Below are 25,457 nucleotides of genomic sequence, written 5' to 3'. Positions count from 1 at the left end.
TTATTATTTTATAAGTGTAATATATACAAATGTAGCGAAAACATTGGAAAAATGATAGTCATATTTTTTTTAAAGTGCTCATTTATTTTTAAGCAATTATTCTATATTTGACAAACGCTATTTATGAAAACAGCAGTATTAGAAAAAACCATAATGACTTTTGATAAAAAAACTCTAGATAACACTACGCTTTTAAACCTGTACAAGCGTATGCTAAAACCAAGATTAATAGAAGAAAAAATGCTAATTTTATTACGTCAAGGTAAGGTTAGTAAATGGTTTTCTGGTATTGGTCAAGAAGCTATATCTGTTGGTGTAACCTCAGTTTTGGATCAGGAAGAATACATCTTACCAATGCACAGAAATCTTGGTGTTTTTACGACTAGAGACATTCCATTACACAGATTATTTTCGCAGTGGCAAGGAAAAGCTAATGGTTTTACTAAAGGTCGTGACAGAAGCTTTCATTTTGGAACACAAGAATTTAATATTGTGGGAATGATTAGCCATTTAGGACCTCAATTTGGTGTTGCAGATGGGATTGCATTAGCATCAAAACTTAAAAATAAAAATCAAGTTACTGCTGTATTTACAGGAGAAGGCGGAACAAGTGAAGGTGATATACATGAAGCGTTAAACGTAGCTTCTGTATGGCAATTACCAGTATTGTTTTGTATAGAAAATAATGGATACGGTTTATCTACACCAACCACAGAGCAATATAATTGTAAAGATTTAGCAGACAGAGCTATTGGTTACGGTATGGAAAGCCATATAATTGATGGTAATGATATCTTAGAAGTTTACACTAAATTAAATGAAATTGTAACAAGTATGCGTAAAAATCCGCGTCCTGTTTTAATCGAGTTTAAAACTTTTAGAATGCGTGGACACGAGGAGGCTAGTGGTACCAAATATGTGCCACAAGACTTAATGGATCAGTGGGCAGCTAAAGATCCTATCGAGAATTTTCAAGAGTATTTAATACAACAAGCGCTTTTAAATGACACAATTATTGCAGATTTAAAAGAAGAAATAATTAAAGAAATTAATGATAATTTAGATATCGCTTACGCGGAAACTCCAATCATGCCTATTGAAAGTAATGAATTAAATGATGTGTTTCAAAAATTTGAATATCAAGAATTTAAAGAAAATAGTAATACTGAAGAATTACGATTAATTGATGCTATATCTGAAGGATTAAAACAATCTATGGAGCGTCACGATGATTTAGTAATTATGGGTCAGGATGTTGCCGAATATGGTGGTGTGTTTAAAATAACTGATGGTTTTGTAGCGCAATTTGGAAAAGACAGAGTACGTAATACTCCAATTTGTGAATCTGCTATAATCGAAACTGCAATGGGTTTAAGCATTGCAGGAATTAAAAGTGTTGTCGAGTTGCAATTTAGTGACTTTGTTACCTCAGGATTTAATCCTGTAGTTAATTATTTAGCTAAATCACATTATCGTTGGAACCAAAATGCAGATATAGTTTTAAGAATGCCTTGTGGTGCAGGTGTTGCAGCAGGACCATTTCATAGTCAAACAAATGAAGCTTGGTTTACAAAAACACCTGGTTTAAAAGTGGTGTATCCAGCGTTTCCGTATGATGCAAAAGGACTTTTAGCTACAGCTATTAACGATCCAAATCCTGTCTTGTTTTTTGAGCATAAAGCATTATATAGAAGTATTAGACAACAGGTTCCAACCGATTATTTTACAATTCCGTTTGGTAAAGCTGCAACCTTACAATCAGGAAGCGATGTTACTGTTATAGCTTATGGTGCAGCAGTACATTGGGCTTTAAATACACTAGAAAAACATCCAAATATCAAAGCAGATGTTATTGATTTAAGAACTTTACAACCTTTAGATACAGATACTATTTATGCGTCAGTTAAAAAGACAGGTAGAGCTATTATATTACAAGAAGACTCGTTATTTGGTGGAATAGCAAGTGATATATCTGCACTAATAATGGAGCATTGTTTTGAGCAATTAGACGCTCCTGTTAAGCGTGTCGCTAGTTTAGATACACCAATACCATTTATAAATCAATTAGAAGATCAATACCTTTCTAGAGATAAATTTGAAGGTGAATTACTAAAATTATTAGAGTATTAATATATTTTTAGCATTTAGGTATGATTTTTGGTTTATTTTCGATTCATAATAGATAATAATACCATGAAATTTTACATTTCTTTTTTTATTCTTTTTAGCGTTTCACTATTCGGTTATGCCCAAATAGATAGTGAGAGTAATGGTTTTGCCATTCCTGCAATAGAATCTGAAGACCCTAAAGATGATCCAGAATTAATTATAGAGCCTGCTCCAGAAGCAGAAACAGTTAAACCTGATGCTGCAAATAACAATGAAATTATTGCGCCTAAAGAGGTGCAAACTGTTGTTAAACCTAAAAAAGAGTTCTCGATGATTGAAGAGGATAATAACTTTAGAAATCCAGCAGAATTGTTTAATAAACAATTAAAAAAGCAACTTAAGTTTAAGGAAGACGACGAAAAATCTAATAATGGAAGCTTAGTTAATCAATTTTTAGGAGAGTATAAAACATCAGCTAAAGTTGTTAACATAATCTACAGAGATCACCAATATCCTGATGGCGATGCTATACGTGTCTTTTTAAATGATGATATTATGGTACCAAGTGTGACATTAACTTCAGGGTTTAATGGCTTATTAATATCTTTAGATGAAGGTATTAATAAAATAGATTTCCAGGCTTTAAACCAAGGGACTTCTGGACCAAATACAGCAGAGTTTCAGGTGTTGGATAAAGATGGGAATGTTATTGTTTCAAACCAATGGAATCTAGCAACAGGTGTTAAAGCATCCATTGTTGTTGTTGTTAAAGAAGAGGGTAGTGTGCTTAAGTTAAAATCTCAGGTAGAAGACAAATCTGAAGCTGATCCAAATCCAAAAAATGACGAATAACTTAATTAGGTACTAGACCTAAACTATTAAATAATTTAGCTTTTGTAGCATAAAATTTATTGTTTAATTGTATTGCTTTTACTTGAGATTCAATCAATTTATTTTCTCTACTATTTATTAAAAACACTGAACTTTCACCAAAGCTAAATTTACGTTCTTCTGCGTTAAGCAACGTTTTGTAATCTGCAACTATTGTTTTAATTAATTGGTTTTGAGTCTTGTAAGACTCTAACTCTTGCGTAATAGCTTCAATTTTGTTTTTTATTTGAAGTTGGGTGTCTGCAAATGTAAATTGGGCATCTTGTAATTTTAGTTTAGATAATTTTAAATCACCACGTTCCTTTCTTAAAAATAAAGGAAATGCAACATTTATCGTTGCTTTATATGATGCAGCATTAAACGTATTTACTTGATCTGGAGTTTCTGACAAAAAATTATATTGAGCATCAATAACTGGTAAAAGTTTGTTAGCTTTTAATCGTCTATCCACATCTAAACCATCTATTTTACTGCCTAAAGCTAATAATTTTGGATGGTTATCTAAATTGTAACCTTGGATAATGTTGATGCCTAAAACTAGATCAATATCTGCTTCCAAAGTGGTCATAGGACTTACGGTTTGATTAATATCAACAGGCGTATTGTTTAACCAAATAAAGTTAGAAGCCTCCAAACGCAATTTTAATAATTTTACTTTTGCTTGTTCAAGTTCAAGCTTTCTGTTTTTAACAACAATACCAGCTTCTAAACTATCAATACCTGCTTTGTCTCCTGCTAAAACGCTTGATCGTACACCATTAAATCTTATGCTAGCATTAGCTAAAAAACGCTCGTAAATTTTAGTTTCATTATAAGCTTGTAACCAATCAAAATAAGCTATTGATGCGTCATAAAGGACTTGATTTACTTGTAAATTACGTTCTGCTTGAGTTTGCTCTTTAAAAAACTTAGCTTTTTTAACGTCAGCCATTCTCTTGTTTATCAATAACCCTTGTCCTAAAGAAAATCCAATTCCTGCACTAAATAATCCATCCTCAGGGACTGTGTTTTCTGGGTTTAGATAATAGCCTGTGTTTTCCTCAAAGTTAGCTTTAAGTTCTATTCCGTACCAAGTTGGGACTTTAAATGTTGCATTTAAACGCTCATAATACTCGGTGTTTTTATAATCTTTTTCATTAAAATCGGCTTCAAGCTTTGGGTCAAAACCACCTCGTGCTTTCATTAAAGAAGCTTGACCACTATCAAGTAATAAATCGGCTTGTTTAGCAACAGGATGATATTGCTTAACATAGCCTAAAAATTCGGTATAACTTAAACTATCCAACGTTTGAGAATGCAGTACAAATGGGATAATAATTGTTATGTATAAAATAACTTTTTTCATATTTATTTTTTGTCTGCTTTAGCTGTTTTATTATCAGTTGGTTGATAATAGTTAGGAGGGAAGCCATTTAATTGTCTCCATAATTCAAACCAAATTGGCACATCTTCTAATAATCCAATAGCTCTGGCACCAGAACCAACGCGAATAGCTTCAGGCCATTTGTGCTCGTTTTCAACAGGAGCTAAAAGCACTCTAAATTTCCCGTTAGGACTAATAAAACGCTCTATTGCTACTACTTTTGCACCATATGTTCCGTAGGATACGTTAGGCCAACCACTAAATATTATTGCAGGCCAACCGTCAAACTGAACTCTAAACACTTCGCCTTCGTGTACTAAAGGTAAATCTATTGGGTTTATAAACGTCTCAATAGCAATATCAAAATTTGAAGGTGATATACCTACCAATTGTTCGCCTTCCTTAAATGTTTCACCAATACCAGCTTTAATAGCTTTATTTATGTAGCCATCTTGAGGTGCTTTAATATAATACATATCATTACGCATCGAGTAATTAGTAAAATCGTTTTCTAATTTTGTGACTTGTGCTTCTGCATCAAAACCGCTTGATTCTGCAGTAAATTTATCGCTTTGCGCTTTTGATATTTTATCAGAATACTCAGCACTAATACGATTTAACTCTACTTTAGCGTTAATAATCTCGTTTTGAGCAGCTAAGTATTTGTTTTCTTGCGAAATTAATTTAGCCTGAGTTTCCTGTAATTTTAAACGTTTTTCTTCTACGTCTGTAACTGCTTTTAGACCTTCGGTTTGTAATTGCTGTGTACGTTCAAATTGCTTTTGTGCGATGCCTAAATTAGTTTTAGAAGCTTCAAAATCTATACTATCACTTTTTACTTTTAATTTAGATTGTAACAACTTATTTTCGGCTTGTTCAAGTTTTAATTTTCTTTCATTGGCTAAAGCCGAAATCTGGTTGTTTAAAGCATTGACCTTACCAACATAAGATTGTACTGATGATGATTTAGCTTTTATTTGCTGACTTGTTCTTTCAACCAAGTTAGGATCAAAGTATTCATTTTTTATTTCCGAAATAAATAAAATCGTATCACCTTTAGCTACAAAGTCCCCTTCTTTAACAAACCATTTTTCAATACGTCCAGGAATAGGTGATTGTATGGTTTGAGGACGTTGGTCAGGCGTTAAAGTGGTTACTAAACCTGAAGCTGTTATATTTTGGGTCCAAGGAAGAAACAATATAATGATACCAATTACTCCAAAGATGATAAGTAAACGATTAAAATGCTTGTAATGTCTTCTGGTTAATGCCCTTTGTACCGAAGTATATCGACTGATGTCAACATTTTTATTGACGCTATTTGTTGAAATATTTAACATGCTATTTTGTGTTAATTATTTGACCTTTTTCTAAAATGATAACTTTGTCTAATTTAGAATGCCAAATATTATTTTGACTAACTACTATAAGTGTCCAAGGATGTTCTGGTTGACTTAAAAAATTGACTAGTTGTTGTGCTTCTTTAGCTTCAAATTGATCAAGAGGCTCCTTTAGCATTAGTAATTTAGGGTTTTTAACGATGCTTCTAGCTAACATGATTTTTTTAGATATGGTAAAGGATACGCCTTTTCCTTCTGGATAAATCATTGTATTTAAACCATTTGGTAACTGTTTTACAAAGTCTTTTAAGCCTACATTTTGTATAGCCCAATCCAACTGTTGGCTTGTAATGTCTGTATCTCCAAAGGTTATGTTTTGTAAAAGGGTGCCTTCAAATGGTGTTTCTTCAACTAGAGTTTGACCAATATTTTGTCTGTAACTATTTATATTTAAGCTAGTCAGCGATTTGTCACAGACATAAACACTACCATTTGTTGGACTAATTACTCCAGCTATTAATTTTAACAAACTAGATTTACCAGAACCACTATTACCTTGAATTAAGATGCGGTCTTTTGCATTAATTTTTAGAGAAACATCTTGTAAAATTGGCTTTTTTCTGTCCTTAACACTGTAAGACACATTATCTAATTCTATATTAAAGTCATTATGGTCTACGTCCAAAATTTCGCCATCCTGAGGTTCTAATTCTTTATCAACGACTTTACCTAATTTTTCAATAGAAGTCAAAACATCATAAAAGGTTTCTAATCCTAATATTAGTTTTTCAACAGAATTAATAACTAATAGAATAATAATTTCTGCAGCAACAAATTGACCAATATTCATTTGTTGGTTAAGTACTAAAGCACCACCAATCATTAATAATCCTGCAGTTACTAGAACTTTAAAACCAATTAACTGAATGAATTGCACGACCAATATCTTAAAATGACTCTCACGTGCTTCTAAATAATTAGTAACCAATTTATCATTTTTATTTAGCGCTAAACTTGTTTTACCAGATAATTTAAAACTAACAATAGATCTAGCAATCTCTTGTAACCAATGTGCTACTTTGTATTTATGATTAGACTCATCAATACTTGTTCTTAAACCTTTTTCTGCAGTAAATTTAAAAACAACATAAATTAAGATTAAAAGTAAAGCACCATAAATTATAAAAAAGGGATGGTAAAAGGATAATAACATTAATCCAAATACAATTTGTAAAACTGCAGCAGGAAAATCTATCATTACTTTGGCGATACCTTTTTGCACATTTATTGTGTCAAAAAAACGATTAGCTAATTCTGGTGGATAATAACCATTTAATTCGCTCATTTTCATTTTAGGAAAACGGTAAGCAAACTCAAAAGAGGCTCTTGTAAATATTTTTTGTTGAATATTTTCTATAATTCTTATTTGCATTAATTGTAGTACACCAACAAAAACAACACCTAAAGTCACTAATACGACTAATACTATCCATGATGTGCTAACTTGAGCTGCCTGTAATAAATTAATAATAGCTTGTATTCCAAGCGGTAACGATAGGTTTACTAATCCTGCAAAAATGGCATAAAAAAAGACTTGTCTTACGTCTTTTTTGTCTAATTTAAGTAGGCTAATAAAGCGTTGCCAAGCGGTTAATATTTTTCTACTCATTTGTTGAGATGTTAAGGGTTTTGAAAACTAAATCTTTAAAATAGTTAGTTGGATCGTCTGATTTTTTAAGATCAGATATAGTAGTAAAATGGTCTTTTAAAAAATGCTGATGCAATGCACCATCAATAACAGTACTTGATAAACTAAAGGCATAAGGATAATCCTTATCAATGGTTAATACCATATCATGTAGTCGTGTAACCAGTCTTTTGTAAACTAGAAAATAACCTTCCTTATTTTCGTTATCAACCTCTTTAGTTAGGTATGATTTAGAGTATTCGTTAATTACGATACGTTTTAAAAGCACCTCATCAATATGAGAGAAATTAGAGTCTAAAGTAGCAGATTGTGCAAGGACCTCAATAGCTTTTTCAATTTTTTCTTTTGGATTTGCAATACTATTGGTAGCAAAAACCAATTGATACTCTAACCAGCTCCAATACCAAGAGGTAAGGTAGATTAGTAGTTTGTGTTTGCTTTCAAAATAACGATAAATGCTACTCTCGTTAGATCCAATTTTAGTACCTAATTTTTTAAACGTAAATAAGTCAAATCCAATCTCATCAATTAGTTGGATACTGTTTTCAACAATACGTTTACCTAAATTAGAAGATTCTGGATCTTTAAGGTAAATTTTATCGTTTATATTAATTTTTAGATTTGAAAGTAAACTATGCATAAATAATTATTTGATTGCAAAGATAATAGTAATACTATTACAAATGAAATCACATTAACTATTTATTAACTTTTTCTAAAAATTATAAAAGTGATTTACTTAAAAGTACTGTTGCTAGGCAATTCAAAAAGTTCTAAATCAAAGTAAGGAACAGCAGCAAGGAAGTGGTCAAAAAGGTCACTCATAACGTACTCATAACTTTCCCAACGTTTGTCTTTACTAAAACAGTAAATCTCTAAAGGTACACCTTGAGAGGTAGGTTGTAGTTGTCTTGCCATTAACAACATGTTATTATTAATAGCAGAATGTTGCTCTAAATACGTCTGTATAAATTTTCTAAAAACACCAATATTAGTCATATTGCGACCGTTAATTAATGAAGATTTATCTATACCATGAGATGTATTAAAATTATTAATCTTGTCTTGCATGGTACTTAGATAAGTGGATATGATTTCAATTTCTTTTAAACGTTCAATATCTTCATTATTTAGATATTTGATAGACGTTTGCTTGATTAACATATGTCGTTTGATACGTCTACCATCAGAGTTTGTCATTCCTCTCCAGTTTTTAAACGAATCTGATATTAAAGCATACGTCGGTATAGTCGTAATCGTATTATCAAAATTTTGAACCTTAACCGTTGCTAAATTAATTTCAATAACATCTCCATCTGCACCAAATTTTTCAAAAGTAATCCAGTCACCAATACGAACCATATCATTTATAGACACTTGTATACTTGCTACAAAACCTAAAATGGTATCCTTAAATATTAATAATATAATAGCAGTTGCAGCACCAAAACCAGTGATAAACTTCCATAGAGAATCTCCTCCAACCAGAACAGCCATAGCTAATCCAGCACCAAGTATCCATGCAAATATCATAAAAACTTGTATGTAACTATCTATTGGTTTATCCCTTAAACTAGGTAAAGTTTTAAAGTAATTTTTTAAAGTATTAAGTATGCTTCTTACAATCCAAAGCCCTAAAACGATTCCTGCCACTTGCATACATTTTTCAAAAAGCAAATGCAGATTAGCAAAGTCATTAAATACTAGCGGAATACTTTTTATTGCAGTATATAAAGCTGGAATATGCGCTATATTTCTAGGGACACGATTAGTAATTAATAAGTCGTCAAAATTTGATTTTGTTCGTGATGCAATTTTAGCCGAAATCAGCCTTAAAACCTTTCTAACTAATAGATCTAAAATTAAAATAAAGATTAGTGTTAAAATCAATAACACCAACATATTTAAGTACTTAGATGTAACTCTAGTTAGTCCTAAATCTCTAAAATAATCGTAAAAAAAATGTGCGTATTGTATCATGAAATAGGTTAATATTTAAAACAAAAGTACTATGTTTTTAACAATTACTCTTGCTATAAAAACTAAAGATACGTTAAAGTAGTTGGTTTAGATTTTTAATAGCCAAAACATCTGCAACGTTCATGTTGTCAAGAGTGATATTTCCGACTCTAACACGCACCAAACGTAGGGTTGGACAATTTACAGCACTAGTCATTTTGCGGACTTGTCTAAATTTACCTTCCGTTATAGTTATTGAGACCCATGATGTTGGACCATGTCTAGCATCTCTTATTTTTTTTGAACGTTCTGGTAAATCAGGTAATTCTTTTAATTTTGTGACTTTACAAGGTTTTGTAATATATTTTTTACCGTTAAATCCTATTTCTACACCTTCGGATAATTGTTGTATCGCTTTCGCGGAAATGTCGCCATCTACTAAGGCGTAGTATTCTTTTTCAATTCCGGATTGGTTAACATGGTCACTTAGTTTACCGTCTGTGGTAAGTAGGAGTAGACCTTCACTTTTTTCGTCCAAACGACCAATAGGCATAATACCTCCCGGAAAATCACCCAATTCTCCTAAAAATCGCTTTTTCTGTTCTTTAGCAGCATTGCTAGAAAACTGACTTAGCATTCTATAAGGTTTGTAAATTTTAAAGTGTTTATGCTTAGTGTCCATATAAAATTTTGAAAACTAAATCCTTTGTAAGTTGTTGTCCATTAGCTTTTTCGCGAATTAAGTCATAGCTAAATCTAAAATCACAACCCGATTTATAATCACTACAACCATAAGCTGTTTTTCCTTTTATAACCGTTCCTTTTTTACATTTAGGACATGGATTAGTCTCTGAAGCTGTATTTGTTTTTGCAGGCTTTTTTTGCTTAGGTTCTAATTTAAGTTTAAAATTATCATCAAAACGCAGCAAACCTTCAACAGTTGCACCTTCGACTTTAAAACCTTTTAAATTAACGGTAGATCCTTTGTCCAATAAACGTTTGTATTGGTTTTCGGATATATTCTTTTCACCAAAACTAAAAGGTAATACAAAATCACATGTTTTACCATAATTGGTACACCCATAAGCCTTTTTTCCTTTTAAAATTTGTCCTTGTTTGCATTTAGGACAGGCTTTACCAACAATACCTTTAGTACCAGTTTTGGTTTTAGATTTTGTTTTGGTGGATTTTTCTGATTTATTGTTAGTGTAGCTTATTTTAGCTTCAAGTTTTTCGCTACGTACTTCATAGACTAATTGATCTACCATATGCTTCATGTTTTTAATAAAAGCAGCAGCAGAATATTCGCCTTTTTCAATATCCTTTAATTGTTTCTCCCAAAGACCAGTCAATTCGGCTGATTTAAGCAAATCATTACTAATAATATCTATTAATTGGATCCCTGTAACGGTTGGTAACACTTGTTTTTTATTACGTTTTATGTACTTACGTCTAAACAGTGTTTCAATAATATTTGCACGTGTGGATGGTCTACCAATACCGTTTTCTTTCATTAAATCACGCAGCTCGTCATCGTCCACTTGCTTTCCTGCAGTTTCCATAGCACGAAGTAGTGTTGCCTCTGTAAACTGATTAGGCGGTTTGGTTTGCTTTTCTAAAAAACTAGGTTCATGTGGTCCTTTTTCACCTTTAACAAAAGTAGGTAATAGACCTTGCTCTTTTGTTGTGCTATTTTTAGTTTCAAATACAACACGCCATCCTTTTTCAAGTATTTCTTTACCAGTGGTTTTAAAGTTTACGGTTTCGGCTTTTCCAATGACTGTGGTGTTAGCCGCTTTACAATCGTCGTAAAACACAGCAATAAAACGTCGTGTAATAATATCATATACCTGTTGTTGGTTATATTGTAAATTACTTTGTACACCAGTTGGGATTATGGCATGGTGATCTGTAACCTTAGCATCATCAAAAACCTTTTTAGATTTTTTAATTTTTTTAGCTAAAACAGGAGCTGTTAAAGTCGCGTATTGTGTTAGGTTTTTTAAAATACCTGGTACTTTTGGATAAATATCGTTGGGTAAGTAGGTTGTATCTACTCTAGGATAGGTAACCACCTTCATTTCATACAGTTTTTGTACAATTTTAAGGGTTTCGTCTGCAGAAAATCCAAATTTAGTATTACAGTACACTTGTAATCCTGTTAAGTCAAATAATTTTGGCGCATATTCATTACCTTTTTTCTTGGTAATAGAGACGATTTCAAAGTCATGTGCTTTTACAATATTAGCTAACTTTTCTCCATCTTCCATTTTTAAAAAACGACCTTCCTCATAGCTAAACAAGGTATCGCGATACATGGTTTGCAGTTCCCAATAGGGTTGAGGCTTAAAGTTTTCAATTTCTTTCCAACGGTTTACAACCATTGCTAAAGTTGGTGTTTGTACACGTCCAACACTTAATACTTGCTTGTAACCACCATATTTGACTGTATATAGTCTGGTAGCATTCATACCAAGTAGCCAGTCTCCAATAGCACGCGAAAAACCTGCGTAATATAGATTGTCGTATTTTTTGCTTGGTTCTAGTTTTTCAAAACCTTCTTTTATTGCTTCGGTCGTTAAGGAGCTAATCCATAAACGCTGTACTTCGCCTTTATATTTAGCTTGATCAATAACCCAACGTTGGATTAATTCTCCTTCTGTTCCTGCATCACCACAGTTTATAACCACATCTGCTTTGTCAAAAAGGCTTTTAACAATTTTAAATTGCTTTTGTATCCCAGAATCTTTGGTGACTTTAGTTTCAAATTTTTCTGGTAACATTGGTAAGTTGTTTAAATCCCAACTTTTCCAATAAGGTTTATAATCGTTTGGTTCTTTTAAGGTACAAAGGTGACCAAAAGTATAGGTTACTGCATAGCCATTACCTTCATAATAACCATCACGTTTAGAGTTGGCACCTAATACTTGAGCTATTTCTCTAGCTACAGATGGTTTTTCGGCAATACAGACTTTCATTTTATAAGGTCTATTAGTTATTAAAGCGCAAAGGATTAGTGTGTTGCGCTAATATATTAAAGCGCCAAAATTAGGCTTTAATTTTTAGTTTTTAAAGTCGCAAAATAAGTGAATAAGTTAACTAAATAAAAGGGTTTTGTTAGTAGTTATTAACTATTGATTAAGTCTTTTGGTTGTTGCTAAAACTTCAGAATAATTAAACTCTCCAAACTTACTAGAAAATTCGCCATCTTTTGAAATGACTAAATAACTAGAACATGGATAATGGTATTCAAAAAATAAAGATTCTATTAAACCATCTGGATCTTGATGCCATTTAGTTATATCATTTGTATCTGCTAAACCTTCTGTGTTTTTATACAAGTAAATAGGTTTTATTTGTGCTAATTTAAACAGTTTTATTTCAAAGTCTTGTTGCTCTTTTAACCTTATTCCTTTTGTTAAAGCACCACCAGAATTGCAAGGGTCTTTTCCTGGGTAGTAAATAATTACAACAGGTTTGTCACTAGCAATATCAATATTTAATGTATTGTTTAATTGCTTTATTATAGTTGCTTTATTTGATATTTCACCATGTTTTTGACCAGGTACTAATCGTTTATCAAATTTTGTTTTATTGGACACATAAGCCCATGATAAATCTTGGTTTTTTAATAGTTGATTGTAAAATTTAGATTGACTTATTCTATTATTTTCCTGATCGTACAAACGGGATTTTTGATAGGCAACTTGTGTTGTTTCGCTACTTCCGTTTTGATTTGTTTTACATGACGCTAGCAGCAGTAAGGAAAGAGTAAAGAATACTAGTTTTTTCATTTTTTAAAATTTCAATTAAAACATTAATGACCTACAATGTAATAAAATTAAAAGACTATTTAATAAGTGCGCGTGATTAATAAGACGATTGCGTAAAACAATTAATTATTTTCATTTTTAAACACTTTATTTTTCATCCATTTAAATTTAGATAGCATTTTAGATTTATGAGTAAGCAAATGTGCAAAAAACAGTGTTGTTATTAATGCAATAAAAGCTAATGTGCCTAAAGCACCACCATAACCCTTAAAAAAAGCGCTTTTATTTATGTAAACTATACTAAATAAAAGGCCAGCAAAAGCTAACAATAAATAGTTGTTTTTACCTTTTGGAGAAGCCATTCCAATAAATGAGGCTCCGATAAATACTAACGGAATATTTTGAGTGAGATACACATTTAATACATTAGGAAAGCAGTAAAAAAACAAACCAATTATTAAAGATAATAAGGCAGACGCCCTGACTGGACCTTGTTTTAACTGTTCGCTTACGTAAAACGTTACAGTAGCTCCTAATATACTAGCTAATATTATAAGTATAACATTCATAAATATAACCAGTGTATTAATGATACAATAATGACACCTGCAAAAGCTAAAGCACCAAGTTTACCTCCAATTCCAAGAAACAAGTTTTTAGACAGCATATATAACAATCCAGTAATGCTACCTGCAGCAATTACAAAACTTATAGATGGTGTTATTTGTGCGCTGGACATGCCAACAAAAGCACCACAATATATTACTGTTGGTAGTTTTTTTAGATAATTAGATTGGTTATTTATTTTTGGTGCAAATGAGGCTAAAACACCAATAATTCCTGCTGCCAATACACTACCCAAACCAAGGTATATATTAATTATATAACACAGTAATGCACCTATCGGAACCCAAATTACAACAGACAACCTCTCATAATTATACTTGTGATGATGTAAATCTAAATAGCGGTAACCAAAAAAGGTAGATAGGATAACTACTATAATTGCAGTACTAATCAATACATTATTTGCTGTGTATTGTTCTTTAATTATCATGGATAAAAAAACAATCTGAATAAGTAATAATAAAGCAACTGTTAAAAGCCTGATGTATTTGTGTGTTTTCAAAAAAATAAGAAACCGGATTAATTACTAATATTAGTTGGGGAAAAAGATTTAAGGCTACAAAACTACTCTAATAAATTAAATTACCATGCGACCACAAAGCATTTTGTTATTTGACCATTAGGAAACTTTAGCCATAATAAAGGTGAGTATTTTTCGGATTGATATATGGTTAATTGTGGCTCTATTTGATCTAGAGTCAACCAATTAACATGACTATTTACGTCTAATAACCAATCGGTTTTTTGAGGCTTATAAAATTTACAATCCTTAAACAAAATTAGATCTTTATAATTAAAATAGAAGCCATAAATACAGGTGTTGTTTAACGTTTTAAACGTAATGTTACTTCCATAAGGCATAAAAATTTGCGCCTTAAAATATATTTGCTGTTTTATGGTATCGACATTTAATTGTAATTTATCTAAGTAAGGTTTTGTAGCAGTATTATAGAGTAGTGGTAGTTGTTTTAATTTAAGTTTATTTAATTTTTCAATTAAACTATCTCGACGCATAGGTCCAATTAAACAGTCTATTTCTGTGCTCCCTAAACTGGCATCATATAGATAGTATTTAAACTGAATTTCTAAATGAATTGGTTCCAAATTATTTAATATTAAGCAGTCCAATTCGCCAATAGTCTGGTTAATATTTTCCTGTATTTGGATATTTTCTGACAAAACAGAAATGTCATCAAAATGCTTTAACTCCTCAAACACAAATTGTTCTACACGTTGTCCTAACCTAATATTAGGTCTAACCTTTCTATTAAAAACAAAAGGTCTATCTAATTGCTTAACAAAAGGTTGCATAGTATTTATTTCAGAAAAAAATAAATGTGGTGTATTAAAAAAGCCACTAAATTGGGCCTGAAAGTTATCGGTTTTATCGCTCATATGGTTGTGTAAAAATAGGTATAATAATTTTTTTTGAAGAATAGTCGTTGAAACCCTTTAAATCGTTGTATTTTTGCACATCTTAAAATTTAAAAATTGCAATTAATTAATGTCTACTAAAACTCTAGAATTACAAGAACGTACAGAAGGAAAAAGTCTTTATAGTTACCAAAAAGGAGCAATCGATAAGATTTTTAAATGTTTTGAAGAAGCGCCTGAAGATTATCATCTATTATATCAACTACCTACAGGTGGTGGAAAAACAGTTATTTTCTCTGAAATTGTAAGACAATACTTAAAACACCACAAAAAACAAGTGTTAGTAATGACACATAGGATAGAATTATGTAAGCAAACATCAAATATGCTTTCAGAATTTGGTGTAAGTAATAAAATTGTAGATAGTAAAGCAGATTTAAGTGATCAAGGTGATTTTAATTGCTTTGTAGCAATGGTGGAGACACTTAATAATCGTTTAACAGATAATAAGCTAGATATTTCAGACATTGGACTAGTAATTATTGATGAGGCACATTACAATAGTTTTACTAAGTTATTTAAGTTTTTTGAAAAATCGTTTATTCTTGGTGTAACTGCGACACCTTTAAGTAGTAATATTAACCTTCCAATGAAGGATAATTATAACGAGCTAATCGTTGGAGAAACCATCCAATCTTTAATTGAAAACGAATTTTTAGCACGTGCCGAAATATTTTCATACAACGTTGGATTAACCTCTTTAGTGGTTGGAGCTAATGGTGATTATACCGTAAAATCATCAGAAGATTTATATACCAATACAGATATGCTAACTAAGCTAATACAAGCTTATGAAGAACGTTGTAAAGGTAAAAAAACATTAATATTTAATAATGGTATTAATACATCATTACACGTATATGATACCTTTAGACGTGCTGGATATCCTGTAGCACATTTAGATAATAACAATACTAAAAAAGAGCGTAAAGCCATACTTAAATGGTTTAAAGAAACACCAGATGCCATACTAACATCGGTAAGTATCTTAACCACTGGTTTTGATGAGCCAACAGTAGACTGTATCATGCTTAACAGAGCAACCAAGTCGTTGACATTATACTACCAAATGATTGGTCGTGGATCGCGTATATTAAAAAATAAAAATAAGTTTATAGTTATCGATTTAGGTAACAACTTACACAGATTTGGACCTTGGGGAAGTGACTTAGATTGGCACAAAATTTTCCGTTCTCCAAATTATTATTTAGATGGTATTTTAAGTGATGAAGAACTTGAAAACAATTTTAGATATGAAATGCCAGAGGATTTGCGCGAGCAATTTAAAAAATCTGACCATGTGTATTTTGATATTAAAAAATGCTACATTGATAGTATTAGAGCAGGAGAAAGCTCTAAAGTTGTATTAGAGCGCTCCATCCAACATCACGCACATATTTGTACAGAAAATAGTGAGGATTTATGGGATGCATTAGCTTTAGCTAAATTATTGGGTGACGATATAGATTACCGTATTTCTAGATATACTAAGTGTATTAGTAAAAGTACGTTTAACTTTGTAGAATGGTTAAAAGACGATTATCGTAAAAAATTAAACGCCTATTTACGTACTAATTTTGATGAGATTTTTGAAGAAATCAATGGTTTTCCACCAGAAGATTAAATCTTAAATGTAACAGTATTCAGTCGCAGTTTGCAGTTGCTTACTTTTGTAAAAACATATTAATAACACAGACTAATTACTATTTAATTATGACTTTTAAAGACCTTGGTTTAGATAAAAACTATATAAAATCTCTTAAGGAATTAGGGATTAAATCGCCAACCGAAATTCAGGCACAAGCGATTCCTATGTTATTAAAATCATCAACCGATTTTATTGGTTTAGCACAAACAGGAACAGGTAAGACAGCTGCTTTTGGACTGCCATTACTACATAAAATTAATCCTAAAAAAGATGCTGTACAAGCGTTAATAATTGCGCCTACTAGAGAATTGGTTCAGCAAATTAAAAAACAACTATTTAAATTCACCAAGTATAACAACTCTAAAATATTTTTGGAAGGTGTATATGGTGGCGAAAAAATAGACATTCAGTTACGTAACGTTGCTAGAACCACTCACATTATAGTGGCTACTCCAGGTCGATTAGTAGATTTAATGACGCGTGAGGCTGTAGATTTATCTCAAGTTAAAACAATTGTTTTAGACGAAGCAGATGAAATGCTAAGCATGGGTTTTAAAAATGATTTAACTACTATTTTAAAAGGCGTTACTGGTCAAAAAAACACATGGTTATTTAGTGCTACAATGTCTAACGATTTAAAAGATATTGTTAAGCGTTACATAGCTGACGAAGCTATACGACTAGAGATTGATAGAAACAGTGTAGTTAACCAAAACATATCTCATTATTTTGTTGAAACGACGTTACACGAAAAATCGTCTACATTAATTAGACTTTTAGAAGACCGAGAAAACCAACGTGGAATAATTTTTACAAAAACAAAAGCTGGTGCACAAGCGCTAAGACATCAATTAGAAACCGAAGGATTTAACGTTGGTGCTTTAGAAGGTGATATGCAACAAAAAGAGCGCGATAAAGTCATGCGTGCTTTTAAAAACACAACATTACAATTATTAATATCTACAGACGTCTCTGCTAGAGGTATTGATGTTAATGACTTAGCTTTTGTAATCCATCATCAACTACCAGAGCATACTGAGTATTACACACATAGAAGTGGTCGTACAGCACGTGCAGGTAAAAAAGGAGAATCTATTGCATTAATTTTAGGTAATGAGCATAGTGATCTTAAAAAAGTAGAAACCACATTAGGTATTAAATTTAAACAACTATCTGTTTAATTATAAAATAAAAAAAAAGCGACTTTTTCAAGTCGCTTTTTTTTATATTAAGTATAGCATTAAATTAATGCGTATTCATTTTTCCTTTACGTTTTGCTAATTGTCTTTCTAATTGATTGACAACTTCGCTAACACTTTTGTGCAAGGTCTCTTTGCTTTCTTCAGCAAATAGTCTAGGTCCTGGAGCACTAAGTCTAATACCAGCAATTTTACCTGATTTATCGTCATTAGTATTTTCTAATTTAAAAAATACATCAGCACGTACTATAAATTCATATTTATTAAAAAGTTTTTGGATTTTTTCAGTAGTAAATTCCTCTAAAGCCTCACTTGCTTTTACCTTGTCATATTCAAAATTGATATCCATATATTTAGATTTTAAGATTACTTAAAGATAATTAAATTCAATTTCATTTTCATTTAATTTATTAAAAATTTAAGACAAAAATTTATTGATTATCTTTAAACCACAATCAAAAAAACTAAAAATAATGCGAACAATTAAATTTGCTTTACTGCTAATATCCTTAACAGTAATCTCTTGCAAAGATTCAGGCACTACTGAAACTACCAAAACCGAAGATTTTAAAATCAATTATGAAAAATTCACTTTAAAAAATGGTTTAGAAGTAATCCTTCATGAAGACCATTCTGACCCAATTGTAGCTGTTGCTACCTTAATGCATGTAGGTTCTAACCGAGAAAAACCAGGAAAAACAGGATTTGCTCACTTTTTTGAGCACATGTCTTTTAATGACTCAGAGAATGTTCCTGTTGGTGCCAATCGTAAAATGATACCAGAATGGGGAGGAAGTCGTAATGGTGGAACCTCTAACGATTATACAGTGTATTACGAGGTTGTACCTAAAGACGCATTTGAAAAAATCATGTGGATTGATTCTGACCGTTTTGGTTACATGATTAACACAGTGACAGAAGCTGCTTTAGAGCGCGAAAAGCAAGTGGTTAAAAACGAAAAACGTCAGCGTGTTGATAATGCAGCTTACGGTTATACAGACGAGATTATTAGAAAAAACCTATATCCAGAAGGACATCCTTATAGTTGGACAGTTATTGGTGCCTTACCAGATTTACAAGCAGCAACTATAGATGATGTTAAAGCCTTTTACCAACAGTATTATGGTGCAAAAAATGCCTCTTTAGTTATTGCAGGAGATATTGATGTTGAAGAGACTAAAAAATTGGTTGAACAATGGTTTGGCGAAATCCCAAGTGGACCAGAAGTTGAAGAGCAAAATTTTGAACCTGTTGTATTAAACGAAACTAAGTCTTTATATTTTGAAGATAATTTTGCTAAACTTCCAGAAATAAGACTAGTGTATCCTACAGTTAAAAATTATCATGAAGACACTTATGCTTTGGATATTTTAGGGCAATTACTTAGCGGAAGCAAAAAATCGCCTTTATATAATGTGATTGTACAAGAACAAAAATTAGCACCTAATGTTGGGACATATCAAAACAGTAGCGAATTAGCAGGCGAATTTGTTTTTAGAGTGCGTGCTAATGCAGGTACAGATTTAGATCAAGTCAAGTCTGCTATTGATGATGGTTTAAAACGTTTTGAAACTAACGGAGTTAATTCGGCAGATTTAAAGCGCATTAAAGCGCAATTAGAAACAGATTTATATCAAGGTGTAAGTACTGTGTTAAATAAAGCGTTTCAATTAGTTCAGGATAACGAGTTTAATGGTGATCCAAGTTTTATTACAAAACGTGCAAAATTAACTAATGCTGTTACAGAAGCAGATATTATGCGTGTGTATAATACCTATTTAAAAGGTAAACATGCTGTAATGACTAGCGTTTTACCAAAGGGACAATTAGATTTAGCTGTAGCTGAAAGTAAAGAAGCAACGGTTTGGATAGAAGAGGTTAAACAAGACGTCGCTAATGAAGAGGTTAGTCAAGGTGAAGAAGCGGTTTACGAAAAAACGCCTAGTAAATTTGATAGAAGCGAACCTGATTTTGGTAAACTTCCGGTATTTAAAGCACCTGCTATTTGGAAAGGAGAATTAGAAAACGGAATGGCTTTATATGGAATAGAAAATAACGAAGTGCCTTTAGTACAGTTTGATATTACAATTCCTGGTGGACAATTATTAGATCCAAAAGGAAAAGAAGGTGTCTCTAATTTATTTAGCGATTTGATGATGCAAGGGACAAAAACAAAAACTGCTGCAGATTTAGAGGAAGCTATTGGGTTATTAGGTGCTAATATTAATATGTATAGTGCAAATGAGGATTTTCATATTACAGGATCGTGTTTAACTAAAAATTTAGACGAGACTATTAAACTTGTAAAAGAGATTATTTTAGAACCACGTTGGGATGCTAGTGAGTTTAGTAGACTAAAACAAGCGTTAGAAACCAGTTTAAAGGGTAGCGAAGCCAATCCAAATGCAATTGCTTCTAATGTCTTTGACCAATTAATGTATGGCAAGGATAACCGTTTTGGTATTAATAGTTCTGGGACTTTACAAAGTACTAAGGATATTACAATGGAAGATTTAAAAGCCTATTACCACAACTTATCACCTAAGGATGCTACATTCCATATTGCTGGAGCCATTAACAAAACGCAAACCATAGCTGCTTTAAGTCCTTTAAAAGCTTGGAAAGGAGATACTATTAATGTACCAACATTAGCGGTCCATTCAACTAATACAGCCGGAACACTATATTTTGTAGATGTACCAGATGCTAAACAATCTGTGTTATATATTGGTAAATTAGCGTTATCTGGAAAAGACGAAAACGCTAACAATCTTGATTTTGCTAACGAAATCTTAGGAGGAGGATCAAGTGGTCGTTTATTTCAAACGCTTAGGATTGGAAAAGGATATACTTATGGAGCATATTCTGGTATTACAAATCGTGAAGCTGTTAGTCCTTTTGCTATTAGAACAAGTGTTCGTGCCAACGCCACTTTAAAGTCTCTAGAAATCATTAAAAACATGGTTAAAGACTATAAAGAAAGCTTCACAGATACAGAAGTAGAGTTAACCAAAAATAAAATATTAAAAGGTAATACTAGAGCTTATGAAAGTTTAGGCGCACAATTAGGTATATTAAGACGTATTAGTAAATACAATAAAGTTGATAACTTTTTAGACACAGACCAAGACGAATTGTTATCTATGAGTTTGGAAGATTATCAAACTATTATAGACCAATATTTAAAAGAGTCTGAAATGGTATATTTAGTAGTTGGTGATAAAGCCACTCAATTTGAAGAAGTCAAACAACTAGGTAAACCAGTGGTACAATTAGATATCTACGGAAACAAAATATAACCAGTCACTATTATAGTACTTAAAAGCACAATGTAATCATTGTGCTTTTTTTATGCTTTAAAGTTAAGGTATATGTAAATGTTGTAAAGGTCTAAGATAATTGTATAATGAAAATAGTAGTGTTTATATCCATCTTTGCAGTATAACAAATTAGTAACCCATTAAACACTAAAATTATGAAGCTAATAAGCATAATATTCAGTCTATTTTTTGCTTCCACAATAGTAGTAAACTCTAATGCCATTAATATGGAAAATAGAGGTGTTACCAAACAAGTCGTTTATGATGGCTATGATGGAAGGATTTTTTACTTCACAGATATAAAAGATAACACTATAATTATTGAAGATATTAACGCAAGTAAAACTTTAGATAATTACAATTTACAAGCCAATAAGCATGTAGGTAAAGCCTTTAATTTAACCATAAAACAAACTACGGATGACAACATCTACAGCGAAATTGAAGTCGTATCAATCAACCTTTTAAACCAATAAATTATGAAAGCATTTAAAAATATCAAACTAATACTAATCGCACTTATAGCATTTAGTTGTCAAAACACAGTTAAAGGACAAATACCAGACGCTGTCCAACAAGCTTTTGAAGCTAAATATCCAAATGAAAATAATCCAGATTGGGAAGTTGATGCTAATGGTAATTACGAAGCACAATTTAAACAAAATGGAGAAAAATATAGAGCAGATTTTAGTCCTAGCGGAAATTGGATTGAAACCGAATCTAGTATCAAAAAAGACGATTTACCTAAAGCTATTAGAGACATCATTAAAAAAGAATATGGTAGTGAAGACATTACCGAAGTCGAACATGTTGATAGCGCGTCAAAAGGAGAATTTTATGACGTAGAGTTTAAGCAAAAAGGTAAAAATATGGATGTCGAGTTTAGAGCAAACGGAACAATTATAAATTAGTATTGCCTTTAGTTAATAAAGCCCAACTAACTAGGTTGGGCTTTTGTAGTTTTATATTCCAATACCAACATGACAATCACAAAAACATTTAAGCTTACAAGTTTACCTAAACTGTTGTTAACAACAGCAAAGTCATGGTATAAAAGCGAACCCTTTCAGCGTAGCGCAATTGTTGCGTATTACGCCATTTTATCTTTGCCTGCTTTAATTATAATTATATTAAATTTAGTAGGATCTGTTTGGGGACGTGATATGGTTCAAGGCGAATTGTTAGATGAAATCGCTAAAGCTATAGGACCTGACACTGCCGAAACCATACGACTAATGATTGTTGGTCGTGGTAATGAAGCGACCTCATTATTTGCAACAGTTGTTGGTATAGCAACCTTATTATATGGTGCTACAGGAGTATTTTTTCAACTACAAGCTGCTTTTGATAAAATTTGGGAACATGAAGACGATTACACCAATGGATTTATAGCAACTCTTATTAGTCGTTTAAAAAGCTTTGGTTTTATATTAATAATCGGCTTTTTATTGCTAACTAGTTTTTTACTAACCTCATTATTAAGCACGTTTAGTAGCCAATTACAACATGTTCTACCTGATAATGTTGTAGAATACTTGTTTGCTTTTGACTTTATAATTTCTATTGGATTTATATACGTATTATTTGCTACTATGTTTAAGTTTTTACCTTCAGCAACTATTTCTTGGAAGTCGGTTAGGGTAGGAGCATTATTAACGACTTTACTATTCTTATTAGGTAAATATCTTTTAGCTATATATTTTAATACCATGCAACCAGGATCAACCTATGGAGCAGCTGGTTCAATAATATTAATCATGCTTTGGGTGTCGTATTCAAGTTTAATATTACTATTTGGTGCGCATTTTACAAAAACTTATGCTAATGCGTATATTAAAGCTTAAAAGTCATAGTTAATACCCAACCATTATTCAGCTAATGTGTCAATATTGTAAAGGACTACAGTAATTGTGTAACATGAAAAGCATACGTTATTGTGACCTTTGTACAAAACAAATTCAAACCAATTAATTATAAAACGCTATCCAAATAGCAACACGTTTTTGATTAATTATAAAACATAAAAAGCTGTGATTAAACCAAGAGAAAAAGCACCAGAATTACAAATCAAATTAGTTAACGATACCACATGGAAATTAAGCGATCAATCGCCAGAAAATTTCACATTAGTATTATTTTATAGAGGTAAACATTGTCCTGTTTGTAAGAGTCAATTAGAAGAGCTTCAAAAAAAGTTAGATAAATTTACAGATAGAGGCGTAAATGTCATTGCCATCAGTTCTGATACAGAAGACGTCGCAAAAGCAACACATAACGAGTGGGATATTTCAAACATTCCGTTAGGATACGATTTTTCAATTGACGAAGCTAGAAAATGGGGATTATTTATTTCTTCAGGAATTAAAGAAGAACCAGAATTGTTTACAGAGCCTGGATTGTTTTTAATAACACCAGACCAAACCGTGTATTGGGAATCTATCCAATCCATGCCATTTGGAAGACCAGGTTTCAATGATGTTTTAGGTGGTATTGACTACATACTAAAAGCAGATTATCCTGCTAGAGGAGAAGCCTAAAACCTTAGGATTAAATAAAATTTAATCCTACAACACGATTAGCCTTTTAATAAAGGCATTTTAAAACACGCTTATTCATATTAAAGTCCCACTTGGACAGTGCTAAGCGTATCACTAACTTAAATATAAATTTACATGAGTAATACCACAGATAAAGGATTTAAAACGATTAATCCAGCAACCGAAAAAACAATAAAACAATACGATTACATGACAGAAGACCAAGCTATTAAAGCTGTAGACAACTGTCATGAAGCTTTTTTAGATTGGAAACTAAAATCGTTAGAAGATCGCGCAACTATTATAAAAGCAGTTGGTAAAACGCTATTGGAGGTTAAAGATGAATATGCCGAATTAATGACTCAAGAAATGGGTAAATTAGTTAGCCAAAGTCATGACGAAATCGAGCTTTGTGCTGGAATTTGTGAATACACAGCAACTGAAGGTATCAAACAATTACAAGATGAAGTACGTACCATGGAAAATGGAGGAAAAGGAATCATCCAACAAGCACCTTTAGGCGTTATTTATGGTATTCAACCATGGAATTTTCCATTATATCAAGCCATTCGTTATGCGATAGTTAATCTTATGGCAGGAAACGGAGTGTTATTAAAACACGCTAAAAACGTGACTGGTTCTGCATTAAAACTTAAAGACGTTTTTGAAAAAGCAGGATTACCTAAAAACCTTTTTACGGTTTTAATTATAGATCACGATACATCTGATAAAATTATCGAACATAAAGCAGTTAGAGGTGTAACGCTAACAGGAAGTTCTAAAGCTGGTGAGTACGTAGCACAAAAAGCAGCCAAAGCATTAAAAAAGACAGTCTTGGAGTTGGGTAGTAATGATGCCTATTTAGTATTAGACGATGCAGATATTGATTTAGCAGTACAAACAAGCATACAAGGACGTACGTATAACAACGGAGAAACTTGTGTGGCAGCAAAACGTTTTGTGGTAGTAGACAAAGTGTACGACCAGTTTAAAGACGCATTTGTTAAAGGAATGAAAGACATTAATTTTGGCGATCCTATGGACAAAGACTCAAAATTAGGACCTATGGCTAGAAAAGATTTAAGAGACAAAATTCACCAACAAGTAGAAGACAGTGTTACTAATGGAGCAACCATTTTATGTGGTGGAACAATACCTGAGGTTACAGGATATTATTATCCTTCAACCGTTTTAGGTGACGTAAAACCAGGACAACCAGCATATAGTGACGAGCTATTTGGACCTGTTGCTTCACTAATTAAAGCAAAAGATAACGAAGATGCTATGCGAATAGCTAACGACAGTCGTTTTGGACTAGGAGGCGGAATTTTTAGTAAGGACGAAGACAAAGCCATCCAATTAGCAAAAGACCATTTTGATACAGGAATGATAAACATTAACTCTTACGGATTAGCACATCCAAACATGCCATTTGGAGGAATTAAAGACTCTGGTTATGGACGTGAACATGGTGGATTTGGTATTAGAGAATTTGTAAATTCTAAATCTATAATGTTGAATAATAGCAAATAAATTATAATAGCGTTAC

General features: G+C 31.9%; 22 protein-coding genes. 10 read left to right on the top strand and 12 right to left on the bottom strand.

Features of this window, described 5'->3' with window-relative positions; translation table 11 throughout:
• Positions 1–153 precede the first annotated feature (153 nt).
• Positions 154–2,130 carry an alpha-ketoacid dehydrogenase subunit alpha/beta gene (locus B2989_RS05990; protein WP_292946048.1) on the top strand — a complete coding sequence of 659 codons (1,977 nt, stop codon included), beginning with the start codon at positions 154–156 and terminating at the stop codon, positions 2,128–2,130.
• Between the two features lie 63 nt (positions 2,131–2,193).
• Positions 2,194–2,961, top strand: coding sequence for a hypothetical protein (locus tag B2989_RS05985; RefSeq protein ID WP_292945596.1), 768 nt, complete (start codon positions 2,194–2,196; stop codon positions 2,959–2,961).
• Position 2,962: 1 nt separating this feature from the next.
• Here B2989_RS05985 and B2989_RS05980 read toward each other — a convergent pair whose 3' ends face one another.
• The 11 genes from B2989_RS05980 to B2989_RS05930 form a co-directional block, all read right to left on the bottom strand.
• The gene (locus B2989_RS05980) at positions 2,963–4,345 is read right to left on the bottom strand and encodes a TolC family protein (RefSeq protein WP_292945593.1); all 1,383 of its coding nucleotides are present in this window, start codon (positions 4,343–4,345) and stop codon (positions 2,963–2,965) included.
• A gap of 2 nt (positions 4,346–4,347) precedes the next feature.
• Complete coding sequence (locus tag B2989_RS05975; protein WP_145001659.1) at positions 4,348–5,703, bottom strand: HlyD family secretion protein; 1,356 nt, start codon at positions 5,701–5,703, stop codon at positions 4,348–4,350.
• 1 nt (position 5,704) lies between these two features.
• Complete coding sequence (locus tag B2989_RS05970) at positions 5,705–7,372, bottom strand: peptidase domain-containing ABC transporter (protein ID WP_292945589.1); 1,668 nt, start codon at positions 7,370–7,372, stop codon at positions 5,705–5,707.
• Complete coding sequence (locus tag B2989_RS05965; RefSeq protein ID WP_292945586.1) at positions 7,365–8,051, bottom strand: TetR/AcrR family transcriptional regulator; 687 nt, start codon at positions 8,049–8,051, stop codon at positions 7,365–7,367. The genes B2989_RS05970 and B2989_RS05965 overlap by 8 nt, the downstream gene beginning before the upstream one ends.
• Positions 8,052–8,146: 95 nt before the next feature.
• Positions 8,147–9,391, bottom strand: a complete 1,245-nt coding sequence (locus tag B2989_RS05960) for a mechanosensitive ion channel family protein (RefSeq protein WP_145001662.1) — start codon at positions 9,389–9,391, stop codon at positions 8,147–8,149.
• Positions 9,392–9,464: 73 nt separating this feature from the next.
• Positions 9,465–10,052, bottom strand: a complete 588-nt coding sequence (locus B2989_RS05955) for a pseudouridine synthase (protein WP_292945581.1) — start codon at positions 10,050–10,052, stop codon at positions 9,465–9,467.
• A complete protein-coding gene (locus B2989_RS05950) occupies positions 10,042–12,348 on the bottom strand; it encodes a DNA topoisomerase 3 (RefSeq protein WP_292945578.1) in 2,307 nt (768 codons plus the stop codon). Before B2989_RS05950 ends, B2989_RS05955 begins: the two co-directional genes overlap by 11 nt.
• A gap of 153 nt (positions 12,349–12,501) precedes the next feature.
• The gene (locus B2989_RS05945) at positions 12,502–13,164 is read right to left on the bottom strand and encodes a hypothetical protein (RefSeq protein ID WP_292945575.1); all 663 of its coding nucleotides are present in this window, start codon (positions 13,162–13,164) and stop codon (positions 12,502–12,504) included.
• Positions 13,165–13,265: 101 nt separating this feature from the next.
• On the bottom strand, positions 13,266–13,712 hold the full coding sequence (locus tag B2989_RS05940; RefSeq protein WP_292945572.1) for a hypothetical protein: 447 nt from the start codon (positions 13,710–13,712) through the stop codon (positions 13,266–13,268).
• Positions 13,709–14,272, bottom strand: a complete 564-nt coding sequence (locus B2989_RS05935; protein ID WP_292945569.1) for a hypothetical protein — start codon at positions 14,270–14,272, stop codon at positions 13,709–13,711. The genes B2989_RS05940 and B2989_RS05935 overlap by 4 nt, the downstream gene beginning before the upstream one ends.
• A gap of 80 nt (positions 14,273–14,352) precedes the next feature.
• Complete coding sequence (locus B2989_RS05930) at positions 14,353–15,165, bottom strand: DUF1853 family protein (RefSeq protein ID WP_292945566.1); 813 nt, start codon at positions 15,163–15,165, stop codon at positions 14,353–14,355.
• A 109-nt stretch (positions 15,166–15,274) separates the two neighbouring features.
• Between B2989_RS05930 and B2989_RS05925 the strand changes: the two genes are divergently transcribed.
• Both B2989_RS05925 and B2989_RS05920 read left to right on the top strand, forming a co-directional pair.
• Positions 15,275–16,828, top strand: coding sequence for a DEAD/DEAH box helicase (locus B2989_RS05925; RefSeq protein WP_145001668.1), 1,554 nt, complete (start codon positions 15,275–15,277; stop codon positions 16,826–16,828).
• Positions 16,829–16,914: 86 nt separating this feature from the next.
• On the top strand, positions 16,915–18,033 hold the full coding sequence (locus B2989_RS05920) for a DEAD/DEAH box helicase (RefSeq protein WP_292946046.1): 1,119 nt from the start codon (positions 16,915–16,917) through the stop codon (positions 18,031–18,033).
• Between the two features lie 64 nt (positions 18,034–18,097).
• Here the strand turns inward: B2989_RS05920 and hpf are convergent, their stop codons facing one another.
• Positions 18,098–18,400, bottom strand: coding sequence for a ribosome hibernation-promoting factor, HPF/YfiA family (gene hpf / locus B2989_RS05915; RefSeq protein WP_028282178.1), 303 nt, complete (start codon positions 18,398–18,400; stop codon positions 18,098–18,100).
• A 124-nt stretch (positions 18,401–18,524) separates the two neighbouring features.
• Here hpf and B2989_RS05910 point away from each other — a divergent pair, with 124 nt between their 5' ends.
• The 6 genes from B2989_RS05910 (at position 18,525) to B2989_RS05885 (ending at position 25,441) form a co-directional block, all read left to right on the top strand.
• Positions 18,525–21,350 carry a M16 family metallopeptidase gene (locus B2989_RS05910; protein ID WP_292945559.1) on the top strand — a complete coding sequence of 942 codons (2,826 nt, stop codon included), beginning with the start codon at positions 18,525–18,527 and terminating at the stop codon, positions 21,348–21,350.
• Between the two features lie 176 nt (positions 21,351–21,526).
• Complete coding sequence (locus B2989_RS05905) at positions 21,527–21,847, top strand: hypothetical protein (protein WP_292945556.1); 321 nt, start codon at positions 21,527–21,529, stop codon at positions 21,845–21,847.
• Between the two features lie 3 nt (positions 21,848–21,850).
• Entirely contained in the window at positions 21,851–22,282 is a 432-nt protein-coding gene (locus B2989_RS05900) for a PepSY-like domain-containing protein (RefSeq protein ID WP_292945553.1), read from the top strand.
• A 69-nt stretch (positions 22,283–22,351) separates the two neighbouring features.
• Positions 22,352–23,215: a YihY/virulence factor BrkB family protein gene (locus B2989_RS05895; protein WP_292945550.1), complete on the top strand. Its 864-nt coding sequence runs from the start codon at positions 22,352–22,354 to the stop codon at positions 23,213–23,215.
• Positions 23,216–23,401: 186 nt separating this feature from the next.
• Positions 23,402–23,908: a peroxiredoxin-like family protein gene (locus B2989_RS05890; RefSeq protein WP_292945547.1), complete on the top strand. Its 507-nt coding sequence runs from the start codon at positions 23,402–23,404 to the stop codon at positions 23,906–23,908.
• A 135-nt stretch (positions 23,909–24,043) separates the two neighbouring features.
• On the top strand, positions 24,044–25,441 hold the full coding sequence (locus B2989_RS05885; RefSeq protein ID WP_292945544.1) for an NAD-dependent succinate-semialdehyde dehydrogenase: 1,398 nt from the start codon (positions 24,044–24,046) through the stop codon (positions 25,439–25,441).
• The last annotated feature ends 16 nt before the right edge of the window (positions 25,442–25,457 follow it).

This window comes from Olleya sp. UBA1516 (assembly GCF_002323495.1).
Taxonomy (GTDB): Bacteria; Bacteroidota; Bacteroidia; order Flavobacteriales; family Flavobacteriaceae; genus Olleya.
Note: the sequence above shows the minus strand (reverse complement) of the source record. Positions and strands in the feature narration are given on the sequence as shown.